Below are 12,865 nucleotides of genomic sequence, written 5' to 3'. Positions count from 1 at the left end.
CTTATGAAGAGAGGGAGGGCTCGAGCAGCGAGCGCAGATCGAAACGCTCATCGGCGACATGCGCGGGCAAGACAGCCGCGCCCGCCGCGATGAGACGCCGCGCAGCGATATGATCGCCAGGACGGTTCACGGACTCGACGGAGATCAGGCGACCTTGCGCGAAGCCATAGATGGAGAACTTCATGGCGCCGCGGTCGCCGCGCAGCACGATTTCCTCGGCGCGCCGCATGCCAAGGCCGGCGATCTGCAGCTTCGCCCCGCCTTGATCGCTCCAGAACCACGGCACCGCGTCGTACGCGCTCAAGGCAACCGGCTCCTGCTGCGCGAGGCGCGCGGCCAGATAGCGCGCCTGATCGACGGCGTTCTGCACCGATTCGATCCGGCAGCGCCCGTCGGCAAAGCGCGACGGAAACGAGGCGCAATCGCCGAGCGCATAGACGTTCGGATCGGCGGTCGCAAGCGAAGCATCGACGACAATGCCGTTGTCGGTCTCGAGCCCGGCCGCCTGCGCCAGCTCCGCGTTCGGCACGACGCCGATACTGAGCACGACGAGGTCCGCCGGGATAGTCGTGCCATCTGCCAGTTCGACGGCGCTCACGCGACCCGCTTGCGCGTGGATCGCATGCACGTTCGCATCGAATGTGAATGTCGTGCCAAGCGCCTCGTGATGCGCCCTGAACGCCTCGCCGACCGGCGCGCTCACAACCCGGCTCATCGGCGCGGGGCCGGCTTCGATCACGTGCGCGGGCACGCCCCGCGCGGCGGCGACCGCCGCGAACTCGAGGCCAAGAAAGCCCGCGCCGATCACCACCGGCTCGCGCGCCTCGGCGAGCGCCGCGCGCAACGCACCGGCATCGCGCAACGAGCGCAGATCGATCAAGCCGTTCGCACGCGGCGCCGCCGCAAAGTTGCGGTTGCGCGCGCCCGTGGCAAAGACCAGCTGTTCGTAGCCGATACGGCGTCCGTCGAACGTCCACACACACCGGGCGACGCGGTCAATGCGCGAAACGCGCTCGCCGAGCATCAGCTCGATGCCTGCCTTCGCATAGAAGGCCTGTTGCTGAAAAGTGAGATGCTCCGCTTCGCACGCGCCGCCCAGATACGCCTTCGAAAGCGGCGGACGCTGATAAGGAAGTTCCGACTCCTCGCCGACGAGCGCCACACGCTTCGTGTAGCCGGCTTCGCGCAGCGAGGCCGCGAGCTGATAGCCCGCCTGCCCCGCTCCAATGATCACGATACCTGCCTCTGCCATGACTAGACCCTCGCAAATGCTCAAGCGTCCTCGTACGTGATGACCAGCGCCGGACACAGCCGCGCCGCCTCACGCACCGATTCATGCAGTTCGGGCGGCGGATTCTCCTGCAACACAATGACGAGACCGTCGTCCTCGTTCTGGCTGAACACCTTGGGCGCGGCCACCACGCACAATCCCGCTCCGATGCACTTCGTTGCGTCGACCTTGATTTTCATCTCATTTCCTTGCTCAGTTATCCGCTCAAAAAGCGATTGGGAAGTGCGCGCCACCCGTCCCGTGCCGCGCACGCGGCGCGCATCACCATTCGACTGGCAGTGCGTCCACGCCATAAACAAAGGCGTCGTGCCGGAACTTGATGTCCTCGAGCGGCACCGCGAGCCGCAGTTTCGGCAGGCGCTGGAACAGCGACGTGAACACGATCTGCAATTCCGCACGCGCAAGCGGTTGACCCAGGCACTGATGCACGCCGTAGCTGAACGCGACGTGGTGCCGGGCTTCGCGACGAATGTCGAACGCGTCCGGTTCCGGGAAGTGCCTGGGGTCGCGATTGGCCGCGCTGATGAGCGCAAGCACACCCTCGCCCTTCTTGATGAGCGTGCCGGACACCGTCACGTCCTCGAGCGCGACGCGCGGCCCGTTGTAATGGACGATCGTATGAAAGCGCAGCATTTCCTCGACCGTGTTGTTCACCAGCGAGGGATCGGCCACCAGCGCATCCTTTTGCGCGGGATTCGTCAAAAGCGACAGCGTGCCGAGCGCAATCATGTTCGCCGTGGTTTCGTGGCCGCCCATCAGCAGCAGCTCGATGGTCGCGAGCGCCTCTTCGCGCGTCATATGGCCGGGCACGACCTGACTCGTCACGAGACGGCTGATCAAGTCGCTGCGATTACCGGGCGACTCCATCTTCTGCGTGATCAGCCGGTCGAGATATTCACGCATCTCGGCACCCGCGCGCACCGGCACCTCCGGGTCGGCGGTGAGATCGAGCTTGGCCTTGCTGCGCTCCTGGAAGAATTCGCGATCCTCATAGGGCACGCCGAGAATGCGCGAGATCACGGTGGTCGGCACCGCGAGCGCGAAGTCCTCGAACAGGTCGGCCGGCGAACCTTTCGCCTCCAGCTCGTCCAGCAGAATATCGACGGTTTGCTGCAGCTCGGGCCGCATCGCCTCGACGTGATGAACCATGAACTCCTTGGTCAGCATGCGGCGGTAACGCGTGTGCTCCGGCGGGTCCATGCGGATGATGGTCGGAGGGTGCTCGTTCATCAGCAGCGACGCGCGCGCCGGGGCGATGAACGGATAGCCCGGCGTGGACGGAATCGTCGAGAAGCGGTTGTCGCCGAGAATCGCGCGCACGTCGTCGTAGCGCGTCGCGATCCATGCCTGCGTACCATCGGGCATCGTCACCCGGGACAGGCCCTCCTGCTTGCGGATTTCGCTATATTGCGCAGGCGGCGCGAACGGACAGCGGCGCATTGGAAAGGCCTGCGCAGCGGCGGATTGATCTTGCATGGTGTCTCCTCAGTAAATGACGTGCGCAGCGCGCAACTGGGCAATCGTTTCCGCATCGAGGCCGATACGCCCCGCGAGCACGTGGTCGGTGTGCTCGCCGAGCAGCGGCGGCGCCTTGGGCGGAGCAAGCGAGCCCTCCTGGAATTTCAGCGGCGACCCCACGAGGTTGATTCGCCCAGCGGTCGGATGATCGATTTCGCAGATCAGGTCGCGCGCCTTCGCTTCCTCCGAGGTCAGCGCCTCGAGCACGTTTTGCACGAGCCCCGCGGGCACGCCCGCCGCACGGAACAGCGGCAGCCATTCATGACGCGAGCGGGTGCGAAAACGCGCGGACATGATCTCGTCGAGCGCTTCCCGGTTCGCGCGGCGCCCGTCGTTATCGATAAAGCGCGGGTCGCGCGCGAGTTCGGGCAGACCGAGCACGTCGGCGCTGAAGCGCGCGAACTGGGCATCGCTGCCCACATGGAACATCAACGGGCCATCCTCGGCGTGATAGAGGCCCTGCGGAATGATGTCCGCGTGACTGTTGCCGTAGCGGCCGGGCGGCGTGTTCAGCAGCAATGCGTTGGCGGCAACCGAAACATGATTGGCAAGCGTGCAGTCGAACAGCGCGATGTCGATGGCCTCGCCGTGACCATTGCGCAGACGCCGCACGAACGCCGCCAGGATGGCCTGGGTCGCGTACATGCCAGCGGTGATGTCGCAAATCGGCACGCCGGCTTTCGACGCTTCGCCGTCCGGCTCGCCCGTGATCGACATGAGACCGCTTTCGGCCTGAATCACCGAGTCGTAACCGGGGCGCGCAGCGCTTGGACCAGTGCGGCCATAGCCGCTCACCGAACAGTAGATCAGCCGCGGATTCTCGGCCTTGAGCGCCTCATAGCCGAGCCCGTATCGCTCGAGCGTGCCGAGCATATAGTTCTCGACCAGAATATCGCTCTCGCGCGCCAGTTCCCTGATCAGCGCGGCGCCTTCCGGCTTCGAGAAGTCGATCGCGATCGACTGCTTGCTGCGATTGATCGCCAGGTAGTAGGTGCGTTCGCCGCCTTGAATCGCGGTGCCCCAATGGCGCGTCTGATCGCCCCCCTTCGGATGCTCGACCTTCGTCACTTCCGCGCCGAGATCCGCAAGCATCATCGCGCAGAACGGAGCGGCAAGTACGCGTGAAAGATCGAGAACGCGCACGCCCTTCAATGGCGGCTCGTGTTGATCGAGCGGCGGCAGGCCAGGTGCTGCGGCACGAGTCGCGGGGTGGATGTTGCTCATCGCTGCGCCTCGCCTTCCTGCGCAAACGCGTTCGGCCCGGATGTGAGCCCGAACTCGCGCAGCACCTCTTCGGTATGCTGGCCGAGCGTCGGGGGCGGACGGCGAATCAGCGTGGGTGTCTCCGAGAGGCCGATCGGATTCGACACGACCTTGAAGCGTCCTGCGTGCGGATGATCGAGCTCCGCCACCAGATCGCGCTGCACACGAGGATCTTCGAATACCTCCTCGAAATTGAGCACCGGCGAGAACATCGCTTGTGCGTCCAGCAGCTTTTCGTTCCAGTGCGCGAGCGGCATTTTGGCGAACGCGGCCGCGAGCCCGGCATCGACAGTTTCACGGTGCGCCAGACGCCCCTCTTTCGTGCCGAGCCGTTCGTCGGCCAGCAATTCGTCGGCCCCGACGGCAGACGCCAGGACGCGCCAGAACTTGTCCGTGTGAGCGATCACCATGATATGGCGCCCGTCCGAGGTCGCATACGTGTTGTACGGCACGATCTGCCAGTGCGCGTTGCCGATGCGTCCGGGCGTTTCGCCGGTCGCGAAGTAATAGGCATCGCGGGGAATCATGCTGAAAATCGTGGCGTCGATCATCGAAAGATCCACGCGCTGGCCACGCCCGGTGTGATGGCGCGCCTCGACGGCGGCAAGCACGCCGATCGTCGAAAGCAGCGGCGTGATGAGGTCCGAGTAAGGCATGCCCGTCTTGAGCGGCCCGGTCTGCGCATCGCCGGTCAGTTGCATGATGCCCGACATCGCCTGGACCACGGGATCCATGCCGGGTCGAATGCTGTCCGGCCCCGTGCGCCCAAATGCGGAGGTCGAGCAGTAAATCAGGCGAGGGTTGTTTGATGCGAGCGTCTCGTAGCTGATGCCGAGCTTTTCGGCCACGCCGGGCCGGAAATTCTCGACGACGATATCCACCTGCTCCGCCATTTTCTGCGCAAGCCGCTGGCCTTCCTCCGTCGTGAGATCGATCACGACGCTGCGCTTGTTACGGTTCAGCGTGAGGAAATACACGGCGTCCTTGCCAAGGAAGGTCTCTCCCGTCAGCCGCATCGTGTCGCCTTGCGGCGGTTCCACCTTGATGACATCGGCCCCGAAGTCGCCGAGCAGCATGGTGCCGAACGGGCCATTCATCATTTGCGTGAAATCGAGGACCTTGAGACCCTCAAGTGCACTTTTCATTGTTGCTCCTCCTGTCTTTGCGCCGCCTTGCCGTGCGCAGGTTAGTCGCCGGATTCGAGATCAGGTTGCCAATTTTTATTAAAGTCATTGGATCAACCTTTGATCAATTGCGACAAATACTGCATCGCGATCGGGTTGCTGTCAAGGACCGGCGATACCCTTCAGTTCTGCCTAGTCGTGGCGGCAGTCGGTCCCGAGATAGCGCTCGATAGTCGTCTCGTCAATCGGCAACCCGCCGGGATCCGCCATCTGGCTGGCCGCCCAGATATAGAGCAGCCAGGCGCCCGCGCCACGCACCGCAGCCCGAGAGGCCGGCCAGAATTTGCGTTCGACCCAGCGCACGAGCCGCATGCGGGCATGAGTCCCTGTCTTGCGCATTGCCTTCGTCCTCCTCCTGATTGGCGTCGGCTCAGGTCCGCTGTACCTGAATACCCATACACGGGCCGAGACGCGCCGGTGGGATCACCTGCCATGAGCCGTCTGCGTGACGGAAAAAGCGCATCGACAAAGTCTCGATCCCTCGCGCGACTTCAATGCGGATGCAGCGCTGCGAGCCGGCCCGCTCGCGCACGACCGAGGCGCGCCCGCCCGCCTGCCCGAACCATTTGTCGACGATCCCATGCAGGGAATCCGTCCGGTTTTTCATCGTGACTCTCCTGACACCCTCAATATTGGTCCATTGACCAAATACTAGATGTCACATGACCAATAAATCAAGAACGCGATGACCAGGCTTTACACCTAGGCAAGATCCTTTACCCCTGCATAGATCACCGGAAAATTTCGATGCCCGGCTGCTGTTCGGGGAAAGTGCGTATAATTGGTCAGAAGTGCTGTCTACACCTGGATTAATCTGGTCTATTGACCAAATACAATGAAAACTCTGACTATTGCGCTCGATTGCGCGGACGAAAAGGACAAGAAGGGAGCACAGCGTGGGAGGCGCGAAACACGTGTGCCGGAGATTCTTGAGGCGGCGATACGTGTGTTTGCAAACGAAGGCAACGCGGGGTTCACGCAACGGCGCGTGGCCGCCGCCGCCGAAGTACGACTCGCGACCTTGCAGCACTACTTCGGCAGTCGCGACGCTCTTTTGCTGGCAACGATCGACGAACTCGCGAAGCGTTACTTGAGCCGCTTCAGGCAAATTGCCGAGGATTCCTCACAATCGGCGGAAGCGCGGCTCGAAGCCCTGCTCGACGAGACCTTTGATGTCCTCACCGGCGCCGGGAATGTGGTGAGTCCATTCGCGCTTGAAGTCTGGTGCCTCGCCGAGCACCAAGAGCAGGTGCGGGAGAGGAACGAAGCAGTGAGCGGCGAGTTCCAGGCACTGTTCGGCAAACTGGTCGCCCAGATGAACCCGAATCTCAACGCTGGCGAATGCCAGATCCGAGGTGCGCTCATCTACTCCCACTGGCAGGGTTTGATCGTGTTCCTGCGGCGAGCCGGACGCAATACACCGAATCTCCCCGCGTTTCAGCATGCAACCCGCGTGGTCTGGAAGGCACTCAGCACGGCGCCGGCTTGACCTGCGCTGCCATCAGCGAGATCACGGCCCGGACAAAGCGGGGGGAGTGCCCTCTACCGCGGACCAGCGCGACGCGAGTCCCGGAGTCTTCAGCGGAGCTGGCCACCGCCCGCATCGGCGATAATTGAATGCCCCACCACAACCTCCGGATCATGACCGGGGAAGCGGGCCGCCGATGCATCAAGCAACGCCCACACTGACCGCCGAACAGCCATGAAACCGCATCTTCACGTCATTGCCACAGCGCTGCTGGCCGCCGCGCTGTTCGGCGTAGCCACGCCGCTCGCCAAGGCGCTGCTCGGCACGCTGCCGCCCTTCATGGTCGCGGGTCTCTTCTATCTGGGCAGCGGCGCCGGGCTCGCGCTCGCGATCCTCGTGCGGCGTCTGCTCCGCCGCGCGGACGAGCCGCCCGCCCATGCGCCGCTGCGGCTGGCCGAAGCGCCCTGGCTCGCGGGCGCGATCCTCGCGGGCGGCGTCGCCGGCCCGGCGCTGCTCATGTTCGGGCTCGTGACGACGCCCGCCGCCACGAGTTCGCTGCTGCTCAACCTCGAAGGCGTGCTCACGGCGCTCATCGCGTGGGTCTGCTTTCGCGAGAACTTCGACGCGCAGATCGCGCTGGGCATGGCGGCCATCGTTGCGGGCGGCGTGCTGCTCTCGTGGAGCGGGCCGCATGCAGGCCTCGCGCCGGGCGCGCTGTTCGTGGCCGGAGCCTGCCTGTGCTGGGCCATCGACAACAACCTCACGCGCAAGGTCTCCGCCAACGACGCCATGACGATCGCCTGCCTCAAGGGCGTGGTCGCGGGCCCCGTGAATCTGGCCGTCGCGTTCTGGCTGGGCGCGCACTGGCCGGACGGCGCGCGCCTCGCGGGTGCGCTGGCCGTGGGCTTCGCAGGTTATGGCGTGAGCCTCGTGCTGTTCGTGATCGCGCTGCGCAATCTGGGCTCGGCGCGCACGGGCGCGTATTTTTCGGTGGCGCCGCTATTCGGCGTCGCGCTTTCGCTGCTGCTCTGGCCGCAGCGTCCAGCGCCGACGTTCTGGCTCGCGCTCGCACTCATGGCGCTCGGTGTCTGGCTGCACGTGCGCGAGCGCCACGAACACGAGCACACGCATGCTGCGCTCGACCATACGCATCGGCACCGACACGATGCGCATCACCGGCACGAGCACGACTTCGACTGGGACGGCACCGAGCCGCACACGCATGCGCATCGCCACGTACCGCTCACGCATACGCACGCGCATTATCCGGACGTGCATCATCGGCATTCGCATTGAATCAGGCACAGCAATTTTCCCCAGGCGCTCGCGCAAACGAACGCGCACCATGGCTCTCGGCGCCTGCACGCAGGCATGAATGAAGGAGACAACGCGATGGCTTCCCTCTACCGTGAGATTCCCCTCGAAACCGATGCGGCCCACGCATGGGCGACGCTGCGCGATTCTCGCAACATCGCGCGGATATTCGCGGGTGTGCTGACCGACGCGCATCTGGAAGGCGACATGCGCACCGTGACGTTTGCTAACGGCAACGTGGTGCAGGAGCGGATCGTCGCCGTGGACGACGCTCACATGCGCGTGGCCTACACGGTTTGCGGGCCGAATTTCGATCAGCACGCCGCTTCGATGCAGATCGTGGCCGATTCCGGCGGACGCTGCCGGATGGTGTGGATTAGCGATTTCCTGCCCGATGAAAGGCGCGCCATGGTCGAGCCGCTGATGGACGCGGGCTGCGTGGCTGCGGGGCAGTTTTTCCGGGGATGAGGGAGGCGGGAAACCAGACGCGAGCGCCAAAGCGCTCGCGTTTCGGTATGCAGGGTGTCAGTGCCGACCGCTCGGGCCCGGGCTTGCTGGCGTGTCGTCTTCGGACGTATCGAAACCCCAGTCGCCGTAGTCGAGCCAATCTTCGCCAAGCAATTCGATGGGATGCTGCGTGCGCGACGAACCGTTTCCGCAACTGAGCGACCCGGCGGGACAATAACGGTCGCAGCCCCAGCAAATGCGTTCGGGATGCTTCGGATGCAGCGGAATCTTCTTGGCCATGGCAGTGCATGAAAACGGCGGACAGGCAACGAAATGCATTCTAGGACGCGCGGCCTGATGTTCCAGAGGCGCATTGCCGCATTCCTTCCCAGCCCGACCACCTCCTGCACGCCATTACGAATTGTCGTATGAAGTTAAGTTCCGCTGCCGCTTCACATTCGGGGGTTACGCGCGGATCGGGCAGTTAGTTGCACTTTCGGCAAAGCACAGCGCCTTCTCCATTCTTTTCAGCTCGACAACTCATCAAGCGAAACGCCATTGGTGCGCGGGCCAAAGGCGCCAATCGACACCATGACCACGAGCATGCAAAGCGTGATGCCCGCAAACACGCCATGCACGCCGAAGTCGCGCAGAAGCGCCGCGATGATGAAGCCCGACATCGTCGCGCCCACGCGGCTCGCCGAATAGACGACGCCGTTCGCGCGGCAGCGCACCGAGGTGGGAAAAAGCTCAGCCTGGTACGCGTGGTAGCAGACCGAGATCGTCTGCCCCGCGAGGCTGATCAGGATGCCGAGCACGATCAGCGCCGCAGTGCCGCGCGCCTGCGCGAACGCCAGCCCGAAGATCACGACGGCAAGCGCCGAGCCGACGATGAGCCATTTGCGCTCGATCCGGTCGGCCACCGGCATGGCCAGCAGCGGGCCGCACGGCAGCGCGATGGCGATCACGAAGGCATAGAGCAGGCTCTTCGTGACGGTCACGCCCTGCCCGATCAGCAGCGTCGGCACCCAGTTCGCGAAGCCGTAGTAGCCGACGGCCTGGCACAGGTTGAACGCCATGAGCATGATGAGCCGCGCACGGTAGGGCGGCCGCCATAGCTCGGCGAGCGATGCGCGCCGGTGCGTGGGCGGTGCAGGCGCGAGCGCGGGCGCCGGCAAGTCGCGGCCGCTCTCGCGCCGCGCGGCCCGCTCCAGTCCCGCGATGATGTGCTCGGCCGCTTCGGTGCGCGCATGGGTGGCGAGCCAGCGCGGGCTTTCCGGCACCGAGCGGCGCACGAACCACACCAGCACGGCGCCCAGCGCACCGGCCAGCACGACCCAGCGCCAGCCGTCGAGGCCGAACGGCGCGATGGGCACGAGCCACCACGAGAGCAGCGCCGAAGCCGGCGCGGCGGCAAACATCACGGCCTGATTGAACGCCATGGCGCGCCCGCGCATCTGCTGCGGCACCATCTCCGTGACGTAGCTGTCGATCGTGACGATTTCGATACCCACGCCGATCCCCGTGATGAAGCGCCACAGAATCAGGCCTTCGGATGAATGCTGCATCGCCATCAACACCGAGCCGACCGAGTACCATAACAACGAGAACGTAAAAACGCTTCGGCGTCCGAACTTGTCGGGCAGCCAGCCGAAGCACAGCGTCCCCACAAAGAGCCCGCCGAAAGTCGCCGCAACGAACGCGCCGATGCCGTTGAAGCCGAAGAAACCCGCGGTGGTGGTGTGCAGCAGGCCGCTCTTCGCCAGCCCCGGCGCGATGTAGCCCGTGAAGATGAGATCGTAGACTTCGAAGAAGCCGCCCAGCGAAATGAGCAGGACGAGTTTCCATAGCTGCCACGTGACGGGCAACCGGTCGAGCCGCGCGGACAAGGCCTGCGCCGCCGCGTGTCCGGTGACGGTCGCCTCCCGTTGTGCGCCGTGCACCTCGTCCGTGGTGAGGGTTCGTTGCATGTCTGTCTCCATGTCCGCCCTGCGTGCGGCATCGCGCGAGCGATTGCCGCCGCAGAGGTTTCGTTATGCGGGCTTGCGCGAGCGTCTGTGGCCCGCGATGAGTGGCGGCGAAGCGGCGCCGCTACGGCTGCGCTTTCGCGCGAGCGAGCCGCGCGAGCACTTCCTCCGTGTGCTCGCCCACCTTCGCGAGCGGCTGGCGCACGCCCGGACGGCGACCATCCATCAGCAGCGGAAGCAGCACGACTTCCGTGGTCTCGCCGTCGTCGGTCTGCATCGGCGCGAGGCCGCCGCTCTCGCGCAGATGCGGGTCGTCGAACAGTTGATCAGGGCGCACGATCGGGGCGTAGGGAATGCCCGCTGCTTCGAGCCTCGGCGTCAATTCGCTCACGTGCACCGTCTTCAGGACTTCGCCGAGACGCGCGAGCAATTCGGGCCGCACGGCCACGCGCGAAGCATTGGTGGCGTACTGCGGCTCCTGGGCAAGATTCGGACAACCCAGTACCTCGCACAGCGTCACGAACTGCTTGTCGCTCACCGCGCCGATAAAGAGCTGCTCGCCTTCGGCGAGCGTGAACACGTCGTACACGCTCCACGCCGAGACGCGCGAGGGCATGGGCGGCGGCGCTTCTTTGGTCATGGCGTACTGCTGCATGTGCTGGGCGCCCAGAAACACGCAGTTCTCGAAGAGCGCGCTCTGCACCTCCTGGCCACGCCCGGTCGCGTCGCGCTCGCGCAGCGCCGCCAGCACGCCGATCGCACCGAACATGCCGCCCATGATGTCGTTGACCGAGGTGCCCGCGCGCAGCGGCCTGCCCGCCGGCCCCGTCATGTACGAGAGCCCGCCCATCATCTGCACGACTTCGTCGAGCGCGAGACGGTGCTCATAGGGGCCCGGCAGAAAGCCCTTGTGCGAAACATAGATGAGGCGCGGATAGCGCTGCGAAAGCGTGGCGTAGTCGAGCCCGAGCTTGTTCATCAGGCCGGGGCGGAAGTTCTCGAGCATCACGTCGCTTTGCCCGATCAGCTCGATGGCCGCCGCGCGCCCCTCCTCCGTGTTGATGTCGAGCACCACGCTCTTCTTGTTGCGGTTGAACGAGCGGAAGAAGCCGATGCCGAGGCCGGGCAGATTGCGCGTCTTGTCGCCGCCGGGCGGCTCGATCTTGATCACCTCCGCGCCCAGATCGGCAAGGATCATGCCGCACGTCGGACCCATGACCATATGCGTGAATTCGACGACGCGCACGCCGTCGAGCGGAAGCCGTTTTTCGGTGTTCATGAAAACCTCAGGATAACGAATCAGTGTGAGCGGGCGGCATGAAACGTCTTCGGCAGGCCCGCGCGCCAGAGCGTGCCGTGCAGCGTTTCGTTCCCGAGCCATTGCGCCAGTTGTGCGCGCAAGGCGAGCAAGGCCTCTACGTCGATGCCGGTCCGGATGCCCATGTCGGCCAGCATGAACGCCAGGTCCTCGCTCGCGGCGTTGCCGCTCGCACCCGGCGCGTGCGGGCAGCCGCCGATACCCGCGAGCGAGGCGTCGAAGCGCGCGATGCCCGTCTCCAGCGCGGCATAGACATTGGCGAGTGCGAGGCCGCGCGTGTCGTGAAAGTGGGCGCACCAGAGCCGCTCGCCCGCGATGGCGCGCGCCTGTGCGAAGAGCTCGCGCACCGCGGCGGGGTTCGCGTAGCCGACCGTATCGGCGAGACTCACACGGTCCGCGCCCGCATCGAGCAGCGCCTGCATGTAGCGCAGCACGTCCTCTCTTTGCACGCGCCCCTGCAGCGTGCAGCCGAACGCCGTGCCGATGCCGCCTTCGATCAGCGTCTTCGCGCCCGCCGCGTCGCGCGCGGCGCGCATGCGCGCGACTTCGGCGACCACTTCGCCGGGCGTCTTGCGCAGGTTCGCGAGGCTGTGCGCCTCGCTTGCGGAAAGCGGCACGAGCATGAGGTCGGCGCCCGCTTCGAGCGCGCGCTCGGCGCCCTTGAGGTTGGGCACCAGCACCGAAACGAACAAGCCCGGCAAGCGCTTCGCGAAATCGACGAGTTCGGCCGTATCGGCCAGTTGCGGCAGCAAGCGGGCGGGCACGAACGAGCCCACCTCGATCTCGCGCAGGCCGGCGGCGTGCGCCGCGCGCAGCCACTCGCATTTGCGCGCGGTGGGCAGTACGCTCTCGATGCTTTGCAGGCCATCGCGCAAGCCGACTTCGCGGATCACGGCGCGCTCGGGGAATGAGGGCATGAAGGGTCTCCATAGATTGCCGGTTCGTATCTCGCCGCATAACGGGGCCGACGATGTGCTAACTTTAGTCATTCCCCACGATACATAAAGCGGTAATTTGGCATCGTTGTCGTTCCAAATGGGAAACACAGCGGAAACACAGCAAAGCCCCCGCGCCTCACCCGCGCGGCGGACCGAA

Annotated in this window: 14 protein-coding genes; 3 read left to right on the top strand and 11 right to left on the bottom strand. The window is 65.1% G+C overall.

Annotated features, from left to right (window positions below):
* Position 1 precedes the first annotated feature (1 nt).
* The 7 genes from U5775_RS04985 to U5775_RS04955 form a co-directional block, all read right to left on the bottom strand.
* The gene (locus U5775_RS04985; protein ID WP_322057008.1) at positions 2 to 1,252 is read right to left on the bottom strand and encodes an NAD(P)/FAD-dependent oxidoreductase; all 1,251 of its coding nucleotides are present in this window, start codon (positions 1,250 to 1,252) and stop codon (positions 2 to 4) included.
* Between the two features lie 20 nt (positions 1,253 to 1,272).
* Positions 1,273 to 1,470 carry a ferredoxin gene (locus tag U5775_RS04980; protein ID WP_322057007.1) on the bottom strand — a complete coding sequence of 66 codons (198 nt, stop codon included), beginning with the start codon at positions 1,468 to 1,470 and terminating at the stop codon, positions 1,273 to 1,275.
* Between the two features lie 82 nt (positions 1,471 to 1,552).
* Positions 1,553 to 2,767 carry a cytochrome P450 gene (locus U5775_RS04975; RefSeq protein WP_322057006.1) on the bottom strand — a complete coding sequence of 405 codons (1,215 nt, stop codon included), beginning with the start codon at positions 2,765 to 2,767 and terminating at the stop codon, positions 1,553 to 1,555.
* 9 nt (positions 2,768 to 2,776) lie between these two features.
* On the bottom strand, positions 2,777 to 4,033 hold the full coding sequence (locus tag U5775_RS04970) for a CoA transferase (protein ID WP_322057005.1): 1,257 nt from the start codon (positions 4,031 to 4,033) through the stop codon (positions 2,777 to 2,779).
* On the bottom strand, positions 4,030 to 5,217 hold the full coding sequence (locus U5775_RS04965) for a CoA transferase (RefSeq protein WP_322057004.1): 1,188 nt from the start codon (positions 5,215 to 5,217) through the stop codon (positions 4,030 to 4,032). The genes U5775_RS04970 and U5775_RS04965 overlap by 4 nt, the downstream gene beginning before the upstream one ends.
* Positions 5,218 to 5,388: 171 nt before the next feature.
* Positions 5,389 to 5,595, bottom strand: a complete 207-nt coding sequence (locus U5775_RS04960) for a hypothetical protein (RefSeq protein ID WP_322057003.1) — start codon at positions 5,593 to 5,595, stop codon at positions 5,389 to 5,391.
* Positions 5,596 to 5,626: 31 nt separating this feature from the next.
* Positions 5,627 to 5,863 carry a hypothetical protein gene (locus tag U5775_RS04955; protein WP_322057002.1) on the bottom strand — a complete coding sequence of 79 codons (237 nt, stop codon included), beginning with the start codon at positions 5,861 to 5,863 and terminating at the stop codon, positions 5,627 to 5,629.
* Between the two features lie 228 nt (positions 5,864 to 6,091).
* On the opposite strand from U5775_RS04955, the gene U5775_RS04950 reads away from it, so the two are divergent.
* The 3 genes from U5775_RS04950 (at position 6,092) to U5775_RS04940 (ending at position 8,506) form a co-directional block, all read left to right on the top strand.
* A complete protein-coding gene (locus U5775_RS04950) occupies positions 6,092 to 6,745 on the top strand; it encodes a TetR/AcrR family transcriptional regulator (protein ID WP_322057001.1) in 654 nt (217 codons plus the stop codon).
* Positions 6,746 to 6,958: 213 nt separating this feature from the next.
* Positions 6,959 to 8,020 (top strand): DMT family transporter, encoded by a 1,062-nt coding sequence (locus U5775_RS04945; RefSeq protein ID WP_322057000.1) that lies wholly within the window; start codon positions 6,959 to 6,961, stop codon positions 8,018 to 8,020.
* A 96-nt stretch (positions 8,021 to 8,116) separates the two neighbouring features.
* Complete coding sequence (locus U5775_RS04940; RefSeq protein WP_322056999.1) at positions 8,117 to 8,506, top strand: SRPBCC family protein; 390 nt, start codon at positions 8,117 to 8,119, stop codon at positions 8,504 to 8,506.
* Positions 8,507 to 8,563: 57 nt separating this feature from the next.
* On the opposite strand, the gene U5775_RS04935 is transcribed toward U5775_RS04940, so the two are convergent.
* The 4 genes from U5775_RS04935 to U5775_RS04920 form a co-directional block, all read right to left on the bottom strand.
* Positions 8,564 to 8,785 (bottom strand): DUF3079 domain-containing protein, encoded by a 222-nt coding sequence (locus tag U5775_RS04935; RefSeq protein WP_322056998.1) that lies wholly within the window; start codon positions 8,783 to 8,785, stop codon positions 8,564 to 8,566.
* Positions 8,786 to 9,012: 227 nt separating this feature from the next.
* Positions 9,013 to 10,455 (bottom strand): MFS transporter, encoded by a 1,443-nt coding sequence (locus U5775_RS04930; protein ID WP_322056997.1) that lies wholly within the window; start codon positions 10,453 to 10,455, stop codon positions 9,013 to 9,015.
* 121 nt (positions 10,456 to 10,576) lie between these two features.
* Positions 10,577 to 11,731 carry a CaiB/BaiF CoA-transferase family protein gene (locus U5775_RS04925; protein WP_322056996.1) on the bottom strand — a complete coding sequence of 385 codons (1,155 nt, stop codon included), beginning with the start codon at positions 11,729 to 11,731 and terminating at the stop codon, positions 10,577 to 10,579.
* A gap of 20 nt (positions 11,732 to 11,751) precedes the next feature.
* Positions 11,752 to 12,687, bottom strand: a complete 936-nt coding sequence (locus U5775_RS04920) for a hydroxymethylglutaryl-CoA lyase (RefSeq protein ID WP_322056995.1) — start codon at positions 12,685 to 12,687, stop codon at positions 11,752 to 11,754.
* Positions 12,688 to 12,865: the final 178 nt, after the last annotated feature.

Source organism: Paraburkholderia sp. J63 (genome assembly GCF_905220245.1).
Lineage (GTDB): Bacteria > Pseudomonadota > Gammaproteobacteria > Burkholderiales > Burkholderiaceae > Paraburkholderia.
The sequence above is the reverse complement of the archived record's forward strand: the minus strand, read 5'-3'. Positions and strand labels throughout refer to the sequence as shown.

Coding starts and splice junctions, on each gene's coding strand:
- U5775_RS04985 (WP_322057008.1), bottom strand. CDS start 1,252: ATGGCAGAGGCAGGTATCGTGATCATTGGAGCGGGGCAGGCGGGCTAT.
- U5775_RS04980 (WP_322057007.1), bottom strand. CDS start 1,470: ATGAAAATCAAGGTCGACGCAACGAAGTGCATCGGAGCGGGATTGTGC.
- U5775_RS04975 (WP_322057006.1), bottom strand. CDS start 2,767: ATGCAAGATCAATCCGCCGCTGCGCAGGCCTTTCCAATGCGCCGCTGT.
- U5775_RS04970 (WP_322057005.1), bottom strand. CDS start 4,033: ATGAGCAACATCCACCCCGCGACTCGTGCCGCAGCACCTGGCCTGCCG.
- U5775_RS04965 (WP_322057004.1), bottom strand. CDS start 5,217: ATGAAAAGTGCACTTGAGGGTCTCAAGGTCCTCGATTTCACGCAAATG.
- U5775_RS04960 (WP_322057003.1), bottom strand. CDS start 5,595: ATGCGCAAGACAGGGACTCATGCCCGCATGCGGCTCGTGCGCTGGGTC.
- U5775_RS04955 (WP_322057002.1), bottom strand. CDS start 5,863: ATGAAAAACCGGACGGATTCCCTGCATGGGATCGTCGACAAATGGTTC.
- U5775_RS04950 (WP_322057001.1), top strand. CDS start 6,092: ATGAAAACTCTGACTATTGCGCTCGATTGCGCGGACGAAAAGGACAAG.
- U5775_RS04945 (WP_322057000.1), top strand. CDS start 6,959: ATGAAACCGCATCTTCACGTCATTGCCACAGCGCTGCTGGCCGCCGCG.
- U5775_RS04940 (WP_322056999.1), top strand. CDS start 8,117: ATGGCTTCCCTCTACCGTGAGATTCCCCTCGAAACCGATGCGGCCCAC.
- U5775_RS04935 (WP_322056998.1), bottom strand. CDS start 8,785: ATGGCCAAGAAGATTCCGCTGCATCCGAAGCATCCCGAACGCATTTGC.
- U5775_RS04930 (WP_322056997.1), bottom strand. CDS start 10,455: ATGCAACGAACCCTCACCACGGACGAGGTGCACGGCGCACAACGGGAG.
- U5775_RS04925 (WP_322056996.1), bottom strand. CDS start 11,731: ATGAACACCGAAAAACGGCTTCCGCTCGACGGCGTGCGCGTCGTCGAA.
- U5775_RS04920 (WP_322056995.1), bottom strand. CDS start 12,687: ATGCCCTCATTCCCCGAGCGCGCCGTGATCCGCGAAGTCGGCTTGCGC.